16 protein-coding genes are annotated in these 17,346 nt (G+C 38.9%); 1 reads left to right on the top strand and 15 read right to left on the bottom strand.

Features of this window, described 5'->3' with window-relative positions; genetic code table 11:
* Positions 1-39: 39 nt before the first annotated feature.
* The 9 genes from mutM to LC090_RS06340 all read right to left on the bottom strand — a co-directional run bounded on the left by mutM (position 40) and on the right by LC090_RS06340 (position 10,829).
* Entirely contained in the window at positions 40-870 is an 831-nt protein-coding gene (mutM, locus tag LC090_RS06380) for a DNA-formamidopyrimidine glycosylase (RefSeq protein WP_226656380.1), read from the bottom strand.
* A 20-nt stretch (positions 871-890) separates the two neighbouring features.
* A complete protein-coding gene (gene polA, locus LC090_RS06375; RefSeq protein WP_226656379.1) occupies positions 891-3,518 on the bottom strand; it encodes a DNA polymerase I in 2,628 nt (875 codons plus the stop codon).
* Between the two features lie 258 nt (positions 3,519-3,776).
* Positions 3,777-5,195, bottom strand: coding sequence for a two-component system histidine kinase PnpS (gene pnpS / locus LC090_RS06370; protein WP_226656378.1), 1,419 nt, complete (start codon positions 5,193-5,195; stop codon positions 3,777-3,779).
* Positions 5,192-5,911 (bottom strand): response regulator transcription factor, encoded by a 720-nt coding sequence (locus LC090_RS06365; RefSeq protein ID WP_226656377.1) that lies wholly within the window; start codon positions 5,909-5,911, stop codon positions 5,192-5,194. Before LC090_RS06365 ends, pnpS begins: the two co-directional genes overlap by 4 nt.
* 194 nt (positions 5,912-6,105) lie before the next feature.
* On the bottom strand, positions 6,106-6,585 hold the full coding sequence (locus LC090_RS06360; RefSeq protein WP_226656376.1) for a MaoC family dehydratase: 480 nt from the start codon (positions 6,583-6,585) through the stop codon (positions 6,106-6,108).
* Between the two features lie 85 nt (positions 6,586-6,670).
* Complete coding sequence (gene mdh, locus LC090_RS06355) at positions 6,671-7,609, bottom strand: malate dehydrogenase (protein WP_226656375.1); 939 nt, start codon at positions 7,607-7,609, stop codon at positions 6,671-6,673.
* A gap of 48 nt (positions 7,610-7,657) precedes the next feature.
* Positions 7,658-8,929, bottom strand: coding sequence for an NADP-dependent isocitrate dehydrogenase (gene icd / locus LC090_RS06350; protein WP_226656374.1), 1,272 nt, complete (start codon positions 8,927-8,929; stop codon positions 7,658-7,660).
* A gap of 63 nt (positions 8,930-8,992) precedes the next feature.
* Positions 8,993-10,108, bottom strand: a complete 1,116-nt coding sequence (citZ, locus tag LC090_RS06345) for a citrate synthase (protein ID WP_226656373.1) — start codon at positions 10,106-10,108, stop codon at positions 8,993-8,995.
* 253 nt (positions 10,109-10,361) lie between these two features.
* Positions 10,362-10,829, bottom strand: a complete 468-nt coding sequence (locus tag LC090_RS06340; protein WP_255648008.1) for a DUF441 domain-containing protein — start codon at positions 10,827-10,829, stop codon at positions 10,362-10,364.
* Between the two features lie 139 nt (positions 10,830-10,968).
* Between LC090_RS06340 and ytvI the strand changes: the two genes are divergently transcribed.
* Positions 10,969-12,087 carry a sporulation integral membrane protein YtvI gene (gene ytvI / locus LC090_RS06335; RefSeq protein ID WP_226656371.1) on the top strand — a complete coding sequence of 373 codons (1,119 nt, stop codon included), beginning with the start codon at positions 10,969-10,971 and terminating at the stop codon, positions 12,085-12,087.
* A gap of 135 nt (positions 12,088-12,222) precedes the next feature.
* On the opposite strand, the gene LC090_RS06330 is transcribed toward ytvI, so the two are convergent.
* The 6 genes from LC090_RS06330 to pfkA all read right to left on the bottom strand — a co-directional run bounded on the left by LC090_RS06330 (position 12,223) and on the right by pfkA (position 17,308).
* Positions 12,223-12,519, bottom strand: coding sequence for a putative quinol monooxygenase (locus tag LC090_RS06330; protein ID WP_226656369.1), 297 nt, complete (start codon positions 12,517-12,519; stop codon positions 12,223-12,225).
* A gap of 30 nt (positions 12,520-12,549) precedes the next feature.
* The gene (locus tag LC090_RS06325; protein WP_226656367.1) at positions 12,550-13,185 is read right to left on the bottom strand and encodes a nitroreductase family protein; all 636 of its coding nucleotides are present in this window, start codon (positions 13,183-13,185) and stop codon (positions 12,550-12,552) included.
* Between the two features lie 27 nt (positions 13,186-13,212).
* Positions 13,213-13,647 (bottom strand): MarR family winged helix-turn-helix transcriptional regulator, encoded by a 435-nt coding sequence (locus tag LC090_RS06320; RefSeq protein ID WP_226656365.1) that lies wholly within the window; start codon positions 13,645-13,647, stop codon positions 13,213-13,215.
* A 249-nt stretch (positions 13,648-13,896) separates the two neighbouring features.
* Positions 13,897-14,289, bottom strand: coding sequence for an FxsA family protein (locus LC090_RS06315; RefSeq protein WP_226656363.1), 393 nt, complete (start codon positions 14,287-14,289; stop codon positions 13,897-13,899).
* A 180-nt stretch (positions 14,290-14,469) separates the two neighbouring features.
* Positions 14,470-16,224, bottom strand: coding sequence for a pyruvate kinase (pyk, locus tag LC090_RS06310; protein WP_226656361.1), 1,755 nt, complete (start codon positions 16,222-16,224; stop codon positions 14,470-14,472).
* 124 nt (positions 16,225-16,348) lie between these two features.
* Positions 16,349-17,308: a 6-phosphofructokinase gene (gene pfkA / locus LC090_RS06305; RefSeq protein WP_226656359.1), complete on the bottom strand. Its 960-nt coding sequence runs from the start codon at positions 17,306-17,308 to the stop codon at positions 16,349-16,351.
* Between the last annotated feature and the right edge of the window lie 38 nt (positions 17,309-17,346).

Below are 17,346 nucleotides of genomic sequence, written 5' to 3'. Positions count from 1 at the left end.
TTAAATAGTATATGAAAGGAGCCCATCCAACGCTACGAATCACTCATTTACCTGACAGGTTGGACAAAAGGTTGTCCCTCTTCCTCCAACAACGATTTTCTCGAGCTCACGTTGACAGTTTTTACATGCCTTACCGACACGTCCATATACGAATAGGCTTTCTTGATACGTCCCCACTTTTCCTTGGCTATTCACATAAGAGCGTATCGTACTCCCACCCTTGTTTACCGCATCTGCTAACGTATGAACGATCTCATCTCTAAGCTTATCAATTTCTTTATTTGTAAGGGAAGAAGCGATGCGCTCTGGATGAATGCCAGCTTTAAACAACGCTTCATCTACATAGATATTTCCTAGTCCTACAACAAGGGTTTGATCTAATAACACTGTTTTTATTTTTCTAGAGGTTTTTTGAAATCCCTTTTGTAATACTTCAGGGGTAAACTGTTCTGAAAACGGTTCATGACCGAGCTGTGCGAGTGGCAGCACCTTTTCCTCTATTCCAATTGGAAAAAGATGCATTGTTCCAAACTTCCGTACATCATGGTATCGCAGCTCTGTTCCATCATCAAATGTAAAAAACACATGCGTATGATGATCAAAATCTTCATCAGTAGCTGACAATTTATATTTTCCTTCCATACGAAGGTGAGAGACAATCACATCATCTTCAAGGACCAGTTTTAAAAACTTCCCTCTTCTTTCGACTCCTGTAAACTTCTGACCAATCACTTTCATTTTGAAGGCTTCAACATCATCTGGTTTCTTAATGATTTTAGGCCACTTTACAACCACATTTGTGACCTTCTTCCCAACAATCAAACCTTCTAGTGTGCGTTTAACCGTTTCTACTTCTGGTAATTCAGGCATATTTCCCTCTCCTTTGATGCCTACTTCGCATCATACCAGGTGGAGCCATACTCATAATCAACTTTCAGTGGTACGTCCAGTTTGATTGCAGATTCCATTACTTCAGGTACGATACGTTTTAACGTTTCAATCTCATCTTGTGGTGCCTCAAAAATTAGTTCATCGTGTACTTGAAGCAACATACGTGTTTCTAACTTTTCTTCTTTTAAGCGTGTATCCATTTGAACCATCGCAAGTTTAATAATGTCCGCCGCCGTTCCTTGAATCGGGGTATTCATCGCTGTTCTTTCTGCAAAACCTCGCTGATTGAAGTTCCGAGAATTAATTTCAGGAAGATATCTTCTACGATGCAATAAAGTTGAAACATAGCCTTCTTCTTTTGCTTTTGTCACAACGTCTTCCATATAGCTCTTTACTCCTGGAAAGCTTTCTAAATAGCGATTAATAAATTCACCCGCTTCTTTTCTAGAAACATCGATGCTTTGGGATAGACCGTAATCACTAATACCATAAACGATTCCAAAGTTAACAGCTTTCGCATGCCTTCTCATGTTAGAGGTGACGTCTTCTTTACCGACATTAAATACGTTCATTGCCGTTTTTGTATGAATATCTTCATCTTGTTGGAAAGCTTCAATTAGGTTCTTATCCTGAGCAATATGTGCAAGAACGCGTAGCTCAATTTGAGAATAATCTGCTGCAAACATCACCCAGTTCTTGTGAGATGGAATAAATGCTTTCCTTATTTTACGACCTTCTTCAAGGCGAATCGGGATATTCTGCAAATTTGGATCAGTTGAGCTAAGTCTTCCCGTTTGTGTAAGTGCTTGATTAAACCTTGTGTGTATTTTTCCTGTATCTGAGTAGATTACTTTTAACAAACCTTCAACGTACGTCGAATTTAATTTCCCGAGCTGACGATAAAGAAGTATTTCAGGGATGACCTCGTGCTTGCTTTCAAGTTTTTCTAACACATCAGCAGAGGTAGAGTAACCCGTTTTTGTTTTCTTAATAACCGGAAGCTCCAACTTTTCAAACAAGACTTCACCAAGCTGCTTCGGGGAGTTAATGTTAAACTCAGTTCCCGCGAGTTCAAAAACCTTTGCTTCAATCTTACTCAGTTTTTCATTTAACTCTTCGCCCATTTTTTCTAGGAATTTGGTATCAACGGAAACACCTTTTGTCTCCATTTCACCTAAAACAAGTGTTAGTGGCATTTCTAGGTCGTGGAAAAGCTCATACTGCTCATTGTTTTTCAATTGTTCTTCAAGCTTCTCTTTTAACTGATAAACCGCATAGGCTTTTCGAACAAGGTGATCCGCAAATTCTTCCACTTCTGGAAGCTTGCGTTTCGCTCCTTTTCCATAAATGCTCTCGTCAGATGAAACAATAGAAAAGCCTTCTCTTCTCGAAATTGCAGATAGATCATGCGTCGATTCAGATGGATTTAGGAGATAGGAAGCGATCACTAAATCAAATGTAATTCCTTTTAATGAAATCCCCTTCCACCCTAAAGCAACAACGGCTCTTTTCGCATCAAATACCCATTTTTTCTGAGTTCCATCTTCTAAAAATTCACGGAACAATTGAGATTGCAGCGCTAGATCTGTTGGAATGAAATAATTGCCGTTTTCATTTACAAGGGAGATTCCCTGAATCTCTGCATTGTGGTAATTTTCTTCCATTACTTCAACAATCATCGCAGAAGGACTAACTAAGTGTTCGGATTGAATTTCGTCGATCGTCTCAAAAGCTACATCATCAATCTCCTCATCCTCTACCTCAGCCTCACCGATTCGATTCAACAGAGACTTGAACCCAAGCTCATTAAAGAGAGAAGCAACCGTTTTTTGATCATAGCCACCATAACCCATGTCATCTATTCCTAGCTCAAGCGGCGTTTCTTTAAAAATCGTTACAAGCTCTTTACTCATCATAGCCTGATCTTGATTTTCTTCTAATTTTTCTTTTAACTTTTTACCAGAAACCTCATCAAGTGATTCAAAAACAGCTTCCACCGTTCCAAACTGTTTTAACAACTTAAGTGCTGTTTTCTCTCCAACTCCAGGCACACCAGGAATATTGTCCGAGTTGTCACCCATAAGTGCTTTCATATCAATAATTTGGGCTGGACTCAGCCCATATTTTTCGTGGAGAAAAGCTGGGTCATATGTATCAATATCAGTAATTCCTTTTCTCGTTAAGGCTACGTGAACATTTTCAGAAACGAGTTGGAGTAAATCTTTGTCTCCTGAATAGATTTTTACTTCCCAATCTTCATTACTTGCAAGCTCTGATACTGTTCCAATAATATCATCTGCTTCATAATTTTTAATTTCATATCGCTTAATTTCAAATGCGTCTAGCACTTCACGAATGACAGGGAACTGTTCACTTAATTCTGAAGGCGTTTTTTGGCGACCACCTTTATACTCCGTATACGTTTTATGACGGAAGGTTGTTTTTCCTGCATCAAACGCTACGAGCATGTGTGTCGGAGACTCATTCTCAATAATTTTCAGTAACATCGTCGTAAATCCTAGTACGGCATTCGTATAAACACCTTTATCATTATTTAATAATGGCAATGCAAAAAACGCACGATAAGCGATGCTATTCCCATCGATTAACACTAACTTGTTCTTCAATAGAAGTCCTCCATCTCGTTCATATTATCGATCTTTGTCCATTTAAAAGACGCCTGCTTCATTTATTTTACCACGATGGGAAAAAGAATGAAAAACAAGCGTCCAATAGGGCTCTCCTATTATGTTCATAAAGACAAAAAAAGGAGACGAGAAAGTCTCGTCTCAAAAATATGCTCTCGTCATGATGAAGGGGTCAACTATTACTTTACAGAAATAGTTTAAAGGGCATATAAACAAACTGTAAAGAAAACGTAAAGATTAATGTAGTCTCTCTTTATTTAAAGTGATAATAAAAGTTGTCCCTTCACCAGGTTGACTATTAACTTCAATGTGACCTTGGTGGGCTTCCACAAGATGTTTCACAATGGCAAGGCCAAGACCTGTACCACCGGAATTCCTACTTCTTGCGCGATCGACTCTGTAAAAGCGTTCAAATATTCTCGGCAACTCTTCTTGACGTATACCGATTCCATTATCTGATATCGTAAACTTAACGACATCGCTTTCTTCCTTTACGAGTACTGTGACGCTCCCACCTTCTGGAGTATACGTAATACTATTCGCAATTAAATTAAGAAACACTTGTTTTAACCGATTCGCATCGCCCTTGATTTGAAGATCTCCATCGAAGCGAATATTTACTTCAATGTTCTTCTTATCTGCTTTGCTTTTTGTCATTAAAAGGCAATCATCAATCACTTCTTTCAAATCCACATCTTGCCAGTTTAATGAAAAATGTTTTTGTTCCATTTTTGATAGATCGAGTAGATCCTGAATGAGACTTTGAAGACGATCACTTTCATTTAATATAATTGTAAGGAAACGAGTGCGGAAAGCTTTGTTTTCCATAGCTCCATCAAGGAGTGTCTCAGCAAAACCCTTCAACGAAGTGACCGGAGTTTTCAATTCATGTGAGACGTTGGCTACAAAATCTTTTCGCATTTGTTCGAGTTTTTTTAATTCTGTAATATCGTGAAAGACGAGAACGACACCCTTCAGCTTTTCATCCTGATTTAAAATCGGTGCACCAGATACATCAAAATGGCGCATTTCAATTCCAACTGGCAGCTCAACTTGCTTTCGAACGGTTTGCTCAACTAACAGCGTCTCTTCCACTAATCGAATAATTTCCCTATATGGAAGTGCTTCATAATAAAGCATCTCTAAATAGTCTTCCGTTTTGATGTGAAAAGTCTCTTTATAAAAGCGGTTAACGAGGTTAATATGACCTTTCGAATCGATCAGGATTAAACCGCTATCCATATTTTCAATCAATGTCATTAATCGGTTTTGCTGAATTTCATAAGAATTTGTCATGTTTTGTAAATTTCGAGCAAGAATGTTTAAGGCGTGACTAAGTTGCCCCGTCTCATCAAGCTTATATTCATAAGTTCGTGCTTTAAAATTCCCCGAAGCAAGCTCATTGGCAACATTCAACGCTCCCTCTAAAGGCTTTGTTAACTGATTTGAGATACGAAGACTAAGGTAAATAATAATGAAAAAAGCACCTGCAAATGAAAAAATTAAGATTAACCACATGTTTGATAAAGCCTCTTGGCTAGCATTATCAAATAAGATCCCTTGAAATAAATTTCCTAAGAAAACAACTAAGATTGAAAATACAAGAAAAAGAATAACAAATTGAGCATTTAAAAAGCGCGAACGAAAACGCTTCATTTACCGGATGGCTCCTCTAGCTTATAGCCGAGCCCCCTGATTGTTTTAATGTATTCAGGTTTACGCGTATTCTCTTCAATCTTTTCTCTCAAATGACTAACGTGAACATCTACAATTCGTGTATCTCCAACAAAATCATAATTCCAAACTGCACTTAAAAGTTGTTCTCTTGTTAGCACACGCCCTTTATGACGTACAAGATACACTAACAGTTCAAATTCTTTAGGAGTTACTTCCATCATTTCCCCTCGGAAAAATGATTCATAATTGTTTGGATAAACCTCTAGTTCACCAACCTGAATTTTCTCTGATTCTTCTGTCTCTGTCGCAACCTTTGATTCTTCAAGTTGTTTTACTCGTCTAAGGATTGCTTTAACTCGGGCAACAACTTCTCTTGGACTAAACGGTTTCGTCATATAATCATCAGCACCCAGCTCAAGACCAAGTACTTTATCAAATTCATCATCTTTTGCTGTAAGCATTAACACAGGCGTATGGATATGCCGCTGCCTCAATTCCTTACATACCTCTAATCCATCCATTTCAGGTAGCATCAGATCAAGAATAATGCAATTAGGCTTCTCCGCCTCTACGACTTCCAATGCTTCTGCACCATCTTCTGCCGTTACAACTTCATAACCTGCCTGTTCAAGGTTAAATTGTAGCAAAGTTACAATCGACATTTCGTCGTCCACAACTAGTATTTTTTGAGCCATTGTCATATCCCCCTAACGAATTTCCCCATTCATCAATGCCGATGCCAGACGTTTTCTTTATTTTAGCCTGAATACCCTCATCATACTATTATTTTTACAAAGGCAAAAGAAAAACTTAAGTTCCTCTCCTTTATGAAGCGTTTTAATTCCAAATAAGAAGAAATAAAGTCAAAAAAAAGAGCCTTAAGCAGGCTCTAAAAATTATCAAAAGATGTTGACTTTGTTAATGGTTTTGCAGGATAGGGTGGGCTAACAGTAAATGTACCTTCTAAAATAGGATCTCCTGATTCATTTACGCCTTTTACACTTATTTCGACTTCATGTGCTTCTGTGAGTACGTCCACCACTTCAAACTGAAAATGAAGGGTCTCATAATGATGGACAGGGGTTTCGTATGTGACTTCTTGCTTTTTGATACTGCTTCCCGGTCCGGGCAAATACTTGGAAATAGCACCTGTTACAATAGCAAGTAGCATGATTTGCGGTACGATTGGTTTTTTAAAAGGCGTCATAGAGGCATAATCATGCTGAATAAAAAGAGGATTATTGTCGTTTGAAAGACCAAGATATAAAAGAAGATCGCGATCTTCTATTTTTTCCGTTACTTCAAGCTTCTCACCTACTGATATTTCTTCGATCATTCTTCCAAGTTTACGTTTCTTACCTAATAGCATCGCTTCTCCCCCTCATTTGAAAGCGCTTTCTGTTTGGTTTTAAAAATAGATCCGGTTCTTACACCGGATCTATTTTATCAACTTATTAACCTAAGACCGTCATAACTTTACGAACAGAGTCAGCTGATTTATCCAACTCTTTCTTCTCTTCCGCGGTTAAATCAAGCTCTATAATCTCTTCAATACCGCTACCACCAAGAATTGTAGGTACGCCAAGGTAAAGACCGTCGTAACCATACTCCCCTTCAAGATAAGCGATAGTTGGAAGAACGCGACGCTGATCCTTAAGGATCGCTTCTGCCATTTCAACTAATGAGGCAGCTGGAGCATAATAAGCACTCCCATTCCCAAGGAGACTTACAATTTCGCCTCCCCCTTTTCGCGTGCGTTCTACAATTTCAGCAAGGCGTTCTTCTGAAATTAGATTTTGAAGTGGGATACCACCAGCAAACGAATAGCGAACAAGCGGTACCATATCATCCCCATGACCACCGAGGACAAAACCTGTAATATCTTTAACAGAAAGGTTCAACTCTTCAGCAATAAATGAACGAAAACGAGCAGAATCAAGAATTCCCGACTGACCTATTACGCGATTTTTAGGAAAACCAGACTCCTTAAATACCGTATAGGTCATAGCATCAACAGGATTCGTTAAAACCACAATAGTAGTTTCAGGAGAATATTTCACGATATCCTTAGTAACACTCTTCATGATTTTCGCATTTGTATTCACAAGATCGTCCCGGCTCATTCCCGGCTTTCTTGCAATACCTGCTGTAATGACAACAATATCTGAATCTGCTGTATCTTCATAATTAGAAGTACCGGTAATTTTAGAATCAAATCCCTGAACAGGACTTGCTTCAAACATATCAAGCGCTTTTCCTTTTGTGGGTCCCTCTTGATTTGGAATATCAACGAGCACAACGTCGGCAAGTTCTTTTTGAGCTAAAAGAAAAGCAGTGGTTGCACCAGTAAAACCAGCACCAATTACGGAGACTTTTTTGCGTTTTATTGTCATTTACTAGCCACTCCTTTCATGCTTATAAAAATAGTGGTCTTTTTTATTTTAGTCCATATTGTTGATGAGTTCATCACCAAACTCGGATGTTTTCACTTCCGTTGCGCCGTCCATAAGACGAGCAAAGTCATAAGTAACAACTTTATTTGCAATTGTTTTTTCCATAGAATCAAGTACAAGCTTCGCAGCTTCATTCCATCCGATATGCTCGAGCATAAGGACTCCTGAAAGAATAACGGAGGAAGGGTTTACTTTATCAAGACCAGCGTATTTTGGAGCCGTTCCATGTGTTGCTTCAAAAATAGCGTGTCCAGTTTCGTAGTTAATGTTTGCTCCAGGAGCGATTCCAATTCCACCAACCTGAGCTGCTAGAGCATCAGAAACATAGTCACCGTTCAAGTTCATTGTAGCAACTACGTCAAATTCAGCTGGACGAGTTAGAATTTGTTGCAAGAAGATATCTGCAATGGCATCCTTAACAATTAGCTTGCCTTCGCCTTCTGCCTGAGACTGAGCTTCATTCGCAGCATCTTTCCCCTTTTCTTCAACGATTCGATCGTATTCAGACCAGGTGAATACTTTATCTCCAAATTCCTGCTCGGCTACTTCATATCCCCAGTTTTTGAAAGCTCCTTCAGTGAATTTCATGATGTTACCTTTATGAACAAGCGTTACATTTCTACGCCCTTCATCAAGTGCGTATTGAATAGCAGCACGAACAAGTCGCTTAGTACCTTCTTCTGAAACGGGCTTTATCCCAATACCAGAAGTTTCAGGGAAGCGAATGTTTTTTGCGCCCATTTCGTCCTGAAGGAATGAAATGATTTTCTTTACTTCATCTGTACCCTTCTGGAATTCGATTCCAGCATAAATATCTTCTGTATTTTCTCTAAAAATAACCATATCTGTATCTTCAGGGCGCTTTACTGGTGAAGGAACACCTTTAAAATAACGAACTGGACGAAGACAAGTAAACAAATCAAGTTCTTGACGTAGGGCAACATTTAGAGAACGGATGCCTCCTCCAACTGGTGTTGTAAGAGGTCCTTTAATCGCAATTATGTATTCACGAATTGCATCTAGCGTGTCTGCTGGAAGCCATTCACCTGTCTTATCAAACGCTTTTTGACCAGCGTATACTTCTTTCCATACGATTTTTTTCTTACCACCATAAGCCTTATCAACTGCACCTTCTAATACTTTAGAAGCAGCTGCCCAAATATCCGGACCCGTACCGTCGCCTTCAATGTATGGAATAATTGCATGATCTGGAACGTTTAGTACACCATTATTTACGGTAATCTTCTCTCCATTAGCCATTTTGTATTCCTCCTAGTGAATGATTAACATATTAAGTAAAAAGGGAAGAAACCTCCCCTTTTATTATCTATCTTCTACTTTGACATACGTTTGGTTTGTTGCTCCTACGTACTCAGCACGTGGGCGGATCAAACGATTATTGCTATACTGCTCAAGAATATGAGCAATCCAACCAGATACACGACTCACTGCAAAAAGCGGTGTGAATAAATCATGATCGATTCCCAGACTATGATAAACAGAAGCTGAATAGAAATCGACATTAGGTGGAAGACCCTTTTCACTTGTTACGATTTCTTCCATCTTCGTTGACATCTCGTACCACTTTGTTTCACCAGTAAGTTCAGTTAATTGACGAGACATTTCTCGTAGATGTTTTGCACGCGGATCACCAGTTTTGTAGACACGGTGACCAAAGCCCATAATTTTTTCTTTATTTTCAAATGCTTTTTGCAAATAAGGTTCAACATTATCAACACGATCAATTTCACTTAGCATAGCCATTACACGCTCATTTGCTCCACCATGCAAAGGTCCTTTCAGTGCACCAATGGCAGCAGTTACACCTGAATACATATCTGAAAGTGTTGCGACGCATACACGAGCAGTAAATGTTGACGCATTTAACTCATGATCGGCATGAAGTACAAGGGCTTTATTAATTGCAGTAACAGCCACTTCTTCAGGAAGTTCTCCTGTTAACGTGTAGAGGAAGTTTGCAGCAAAGCTAAGATCTTCCTTAGGCTCTACTGGTGCTTTTCCTTCACGAATTCGAGAAAAAGCGGTTACAACTGTTGGAATCTTCGCCTGAAGGCGAATCGCTTTGCGATAATTGGCTTCCTCACTCATATCATCTGCTTCTTCATCATACAGTGCAAGAGTAGAAACAGCTGTACGAAGAGCAGCCATCGGGTGCACCTTCTCAATTGGATACGATTTCATTTGACTTACAATTTCTTCAGGAATTGAAGCATTCTTAGCAAAGTCCGCTGTAAATTCCTCAAGTTCAGTCTTATTTGGAAGTTTATCATTCCATAATAGATAAATTACTTCTTCAAAACTAGCATTTTCAGCGAGGTCATCGATATTATACCCTCTGTATGTTAAGACATCATTTACGATAGAACTAATCGATGATGTTGTTGCAACTACGCCTTCTAATCCGCGAGTAGTCGTCATACGTTTCCCTCTCCTTTTCCATATTATTGGCTCTAGTATTTTCTAAAAATTCTGCTTTGATAACGCTTTTAAAACGCTCCAAAAAAATAAGAACCTATGTACAAGATGGTGCGTCAGTTCTCATTATAAACAATTCTCTGATATTTGTGAATGAATATGCATGATTTCGTCGATTCCTTTTTTTCTCAAATGTCGAAATAATGATAAAAAAAGCCGTGAATGTTATAAACCTCATGCATTACTGAGCAGTCGTTCAGGTGAAGAATTCAACAACTTTCATCGCCATGTAAGCAATGCCTGCTCCAATTAATGGACCTACGGCAATTCCTTGAAAAACAGCTACAGCAAGAATAGTACCAAAAACAAGTGCTGTCGTAATATGCGGATCATTTTGGAGCAAGATAATCCCTTTAGAGGCAATGATTGCAACAAATATACCTGCCCCCATTGCAATCCAAGCATAAGAAGATTTAACTGCCTCGCCAAGTTGCTTAAACCCTATATCTCCGTTTGCAATTGGAACAAGCACTGCAATTGTAATGATTGTGACGCCCCAGGAAATTCCTTTTGACTGTAATAAAGGAAAGACTTTATCACCAAGTCCGATCGCTTTCACAACCAATAAGACAGCCACGGCAATCATAAGCGAGCTGTTTTTAGCAATAAGTGCGATTCCAAGTAGGATGAGAAGAAATAGAGTAGGCTGAGAAATAATTGTCATAACGCTCCCTCTTTCACATTAGCAGAACTCTTTTAGCATAACAAACTTTTAGAAAATAAGCACGAAACAGCTTTACAACAATTGCTTGTTCTAAAGCAAGCAGTGTAAAATATAGGAAAGGTATCCTAGGAGGGTTGAAATGAACTGGACATACATACATAGAGTTTTACGTTTTCTCCTTGTGATTTTCCTTATTATTATTAGCTTAATCGCCTTTTATTATATTTGGCATCTTGCTTACCCTTTTGTGATTGCCTTACTCCTTGCTTTTTTAATCAATCCACTTGTCGACTTATTAGAAAGCAGAGGAAAGATACCAAGGCCACTAGCTGTAGCTCTGTCTATCTTATTTCTAGTTGGTGTTCTTGCAGCTTTCATTGCTCTTCTCGTGAATGAAATCGTTCAGGGCGTGGTTTATATTGCTAACGTATTACCCGGAAACTTTCAAGAAATCGTCGGTTTCGTAGAAGAACTATTCGTGTCTCACGTCATGCCACTTTATAATCAATTAGAAGATCTATTTAAAGATTTAAATAAGGATCAGCAAACGACTGTACTTGATAATATTCAATCAATCGGAACAACCGTCACTACAGCGCTAACCAACATTCTTCAATCTCTTGTGGAAGGAATACGCTCCATTATCGTTAGTTTACCAACCATATTAACTGTTCTTGTTTTCTCAATGTTAGCCACTTTCTTTATTAGTAAAGACTGGTATAAATTTATTAATTGGTTAAAAAAGAAAGTGCGAGCTGATATCCAAAGGAGTATAGGGACAGTCTATGTGGATTTAAGAAGAGCATTGTTTGGTTTTCTTAAAGCTCAACTTACACTAATCTCTATGACAGCTGTGATCGTCCTTGTGGGACTACTCATTCTAAGAGTGGATTATGCCATTACAATAGCCATTATTATCGGGCTAGTGGATTTGTTACCATACCTTGGTACTGGAGCTGTTTTTGTACCGTGGATGATTTACTCGTTTTTAACCGGAAATTATGGTCTTACAATTGGACTGTCTATCCTCTATGGAGTCGTTGTGATTCAACGTCAGGTAATGGAACCAAAAGTCCTTTCATCTAATATCGGACTTGATCCTCTCGCAACGTTAATTGCATTATTCGTAGGGTTCCAATTATTTGGGTTTATAGGTCTAATTATTGGGCCAGTTCTTCTTGTCGTTCTCAAAACCCTTTATCATGCCAATGTTTTTAAAGATGTTTGGGGTTACATTAAGGGGTCATCGGCTAAATAGTAACCTAAGTTTCAATGTGAAAGATTAAGAGAAAAACGACATTGACAATCAAAATTTATTCTCATAAGTGCAGTGCAAAAAAGGAGAGTAACGTCTATTTCGCACGTTACTCCCCTTTTTTATTTAAATAATAAATTATTTTTGTATTTCGGTAGCGTCATAAACCTTTACTTCTAATGGCGCAGTTAGATATTCTGGTGCTTTCCCAACAAAAGTTTGGAAATGAGCACTTTGATTGTGTGCTTCAACCGAAGGCATATCTTTATATGCTTCAATCATTTTATACGTGTTCTCTTTTTCAATTTCTTTTGTCAGTGTGTAGGAAATGTTGCCTTCTTCGTTTCTAGCCGCTTCAATTAAAGTTGTCACTTCTTTAAGAAATTCTTCTTCTTTAGCCGGGTTAATTTGTAATTCTGCATGGATGATAATCATCGTTTATTCCTCTTTTCATTTTATTACTTTTTATTTCCAATCAGTAATCGATTCAACAGGTAAACGCACGGATTTATATCCTTCATTTGCTGCTTTACCAATTGAAATTAACATAACTGGGTAGTATCGCTCTTTATCCATACCGTAGGCTTCAGCAATTTGAGCTTTCTCATATCCACCAATTGGGTTGGTATCATAACCATGTGCTCTAGCCGCTAACATCAACTGCATGGAAACCAATCCAGCATCAATGATGTTCATTTCTCTAAACTGCTCAGTTGACATGTCCTTTAACAACCCTTTAATCGCTGGAAGCTGCTGATCTCTCACTTCTGCAGGCATATATCCTTTTTGTACGGCAGTATCGTAAATTTCATCTGCATAGTCCAGACTGTTCATATCAACAAATACCGCAATAACAGCTGCAGATGTTTCAACTTGTGATTGGTTAAATTTCGCAAGTGGTGCTAATGTTGCTTTGCCCTCTTCACTATCAATAACCACAAAACGCCATGGTTGAAGGTTAACTGAAGATGGTGCAAGCGTAGCTTCCGTCAGAATTTCCGTCATCTCTTCTCTAGTAATTTTCACTGATGCATCATAATGACGAATGGAGCGACGTCCAGTAATAATTTCGTTAAAGTCATTTATTTTCGTTGCATTCATGGTTAAATCTCCTTATGTCAATTCTTGTTAGTATTGAATTTCTTCTATATTATTCTGAATACGATGAAGCATATTCGATAATTTAGTTTGTTCCTGCTCACTAAAATCTTTTAGTACTTTTCGAATGAACTCTTCTTTCTCACTTCGAAAAGAAGCAATCTTCTCTCTACCTTCATCTGTTAATTTCACAAAGGTAAAACGGTTATCGTCCGGGTTCTTACGGCGAGTAACCATTTCTTTTAATTCAAGCTGCTTTAAATGTCTAGTGACAGCAGCACTGTCAATATTCACTTCTTTCTGCAAAGCTGTTTGGCTAATTTCATCAACCTCAAATAATTTATGCAGGAGTTCTAAGCGCGACTGACTAATACCGGTGCATCTTTCAAATTTAGGGCTCATTTGCTTGTATATTTCATTTAACTGAAATAAAATCTTCTCTTCTTCTGAGCAAGAATTCTTCAACGCATCCTCCTCCTTCAATTGTTTGATGGGTCAATCGTTGACTCATCAAATAATATACTAGATGTTTTTCTGAATGTCAATTAGATAACCTCACTTAATTGATAGGTCAATTGTTTCTCTACTTTTCCTCAGAACCTTCAATACCATGCGATGATTTACGTCCCCAAAAATAAAAGGAGCTTGGATATATATCCAAGCTCTTTAATAATTTCTCTTTAAAAATTCTAAGGTCTTATTTATAACGGTTCTTTACCTTCTAATAAACATAAACTGACCATTATTTATTCGACGTTCAAGGAATTTTTTGATCCATCTTTTGAAAGGTTTTCTAGTTGCCGGGATGAGAAGTAAAAATCCTACCGCATCTGTGATAAATCCCGGCGTCAGTAGAACGATTCCACCTACTAGTATACATAGACCGTCCAGTATAGCATCTCCGGGCATTTGACCAGTCTGCATCTGTCTGTTAACCTTCTGGATCGTTTCTGCCCCTTCTTTACGCGCAAGCCACGCCCCAAGGATTCCTGTACCAATAATCAATAATACCGTCGGAATAAGTCCAAGCGTTCTTCCTGATAGAAGTAACAGAGCGATCTCTAGAGCAGGAACGATAATAATAAAAAGCAACAAAATACGAAACATGACATAGCTCCCTCAAACATAATCGGGAAATTGTCCCGTTACACCTTATTATACGCGATTTAAGATCATTTTCGAACTCAATTGCTTTCATAACTTAATTACTACCGTTGATCACTTACAAAAAAACGAACAAAAGGCTGTCGATTTTTTCGACAGCCTTTTAAGAACTTTAAAATCCGCTTATAAAATGCTTGCTTTTCCGTTGTAAATAATTCCTGTTGTTGCATCAAGAGTTACTTGCTGACCTTCTTCAAATAGCTGAGTTGCATTCTCTAGTCCAACAACTACCGGAAGACCAAGGCTTAGCCCAACAACCGCAGCATGACAAGTAAGTCCGCCTTCTTCAGTGATAAGCCCAGCTGCTTTTTCAAGAGCAGGAACCATATCTTTATCTGAACCAATTGTTACAAGAATTGTATTAGCGTCTGCTTTTTGGATCGCTTCTTCAGCTGTTTTAGCGATAGCGATGCGTCCTGAAGTAGACGTTTTACCAATCCCCTGTGCTTTTGCAAGAATATCACCAATCACATGGACTTTCATCAAGTTCGTTGTACCAGATTCTCCAACCGGCACGCCAGCTGTGATGACAACAGTATCTCCGTGATTCACAATACCAGATTGGATCGAAGCGTCTACCGCTACTTCTAACATTTCATCCGTAGTTGATACTTTATGTCCTTCTTGTGCGTGAACGCCCCACACAAGCGCGAGCTTACGGCATACGCTAGCTGTGTTTGTCACAGCAACAATTGGTGCTTTCGGACGGTATTTGGAGATCATGCGAGCCGTATGGCCACTTTCTGTTGCTGTAATAATAGCCGGTACATTTAAGTTATAAGCTGTGTGCGCAACCGACTCACTGATTGCATTAGTTGTATTAGTTTCCGTTTCTTTACTTCTTACAGAAAGAAGCTCACGGAAGTTCAATGATTTTTCAGTATAAGACGCAATGTTGTGCATCGTTTGAACAGCTTCTACTGGATAAGATCCCGCAGCCGTTTCGCCTGAAAGCATAATCGCGTCTGTTCCATCAAGAATCGCATTGGCAACGTCACTTGCTTCCGCACGTGTTGGACGAGGGTTACGCTGCATGGAATCAAGCATTTGCGTTGCTGTGATAACTGGTTTACCAAGAGCATTACATTTCTTAATAAGCTGCTTTTGTACTAAAGGCACTTCTTCAGCAGGAATTTCAACACCAAGGTCACCACGAGCAACCATTAAACCATCTGAAATTTCAAGGATGGAATCAATATTATCGACACCTTCACGGTTTTCAATTTTTGGGATGATTTGGATATCAGTTGCTTTATGTTTTTCAAGAAGTTTACGAATATCCAGCACATCGGATACACGACGAACGAATGATGCAGCAATAAAGTCTACACCCTGTTCAATACCGAATTCAATATCCGCAGCGTCCTTATCTGTAATACCAGGAAGGTTAACACTTACGTTAGGTACGTTAACACCTTTTTTATTCTTCAAAGTACCGTTATTTAATACTTCTGTATAAAGTTCGTTCTTCTCAATTTGTTTTACCTCAAGCTCAATTAAACCATCATCAAGAAGAATTTTAGAACCGACGTGCACATCGTTAACGAGTTCTGGATATGTGACAGAGATTTTTTCTGTTGTACCAAGAACTTCTTCCATCGAAACGATTAGCTGTTGGCCTGCTTCAAGGTCAATGCCGCCATTTTCCATATTATTCGTACGGATTTCAGGGCCTTTTGTATCTAAAAGAATGGCAACGTTTTTCCCTAACTTCTCAGCTACTGAACGGATCGATTTAATACGATTACCGTGTTCCTCGAAATCACCGTGTGAGAAATTCAAACGAGCAACGTTCATTCCTGCATTAATCAATTTCTCTAGCGTTTGTTCATTTTCACTTGCTGGTCCAATCGTACAGACAATCTTAGTTTTGCGCATGGGTCTGTCTCCTCCTAAAAGCTATGCTTCAATTAGTTTTCTTCATAACAAAATTGTTATGTAATTTTTTCAGACATTACGATACACCCCTTACATAAGAAGGGGTGAACCGAATATCATCTTGTTAAATCGATAATTCTTTTGCAAGTTGACACATCTTCTGATTCACTTCATGTGGAAGAGCGAGTGCTTCGTTAATATCCAAATCAACAATTTGGTTATTCTGAATGCCGACAGTTCTGCCTTCCGCTCCTTCAAGAAGAAGTTCCACGGCCCGTGCTCCAAGTCGACTTGCTAGAACGCGGTCGGATGCAGTAGGCGAGCCGCCACGTTGAACGTGACCAAGGACGGTTACACGCGTTTCCATATTCATCTCTTCTTGAATTTGCTTTCCAATTTCAACGCCGCTTCCTACACCTTCAGCAACAACAATAATGCTGTGACGTTTTCCTCGATCATGGCCACGCTTTAGACGGCTTAAGATATCCGACATTTCGAATTTTTCTTCAGGGATAAGAATGGATTCAGCTCCATCAGCCAGTCCAGACCATAAAGCGATATCTCCAGCGTCACGCCCCATAACTTCAATCACATATGTACGCTCATGAGAAGTCGCCGTATCACGAATTTTATCAATAGCTTGAATAACAGTATTCAACGCTGTGTCAAAGCCGATCGTGAAATCTGTACCAGGAATATCATTATCAATCGTTCCAGGAATTCCAATTGTAGGAAATCCGTGACCGGTCAATTTCTGAGCTCCTCGGTAAGAACCGTCTCCGCCAATAACGACAAGTCCTTCAATCCCAAATTTCTTTAAGTTCTCTACACCTTTCAATTGACCTTCAAGTGTTTTGAACTCTGGACAACGTGCAGAGTAAAGCATCGTTCCACCACGATGAATGATATCCGCAACAGAGCCGATTTCCATTTTTTCTATATTTCCATTAATCAACCCGGTATACCCGTGGTAGATCCCATAAACTTCAATATCATGGTAAATTGCTTTTCGAACGACAGCACGAATAGCTGCGTTCATTCCTGGTGAGTCTCCTCCGCTGGTAAGTACACCAATACGTTTCATAACTGTTCACCTCATTAGTTCTTTGTGTTATTAAAATA

This window comes from Guptibacillus hwajinpoensis (assembly GCF_020524165.1).
Classification (GTDB): Bacteria; Bacillota; Bacilli; order Bacillales; family Guptibacillaceae; genus Guptibacillus; species Guptibacillus hwajinpoensis_D.
Note: the sequence above shows the minus strand (reverse complement) of the source record. Positions and strands in the feature narration are given on the sequence as shown.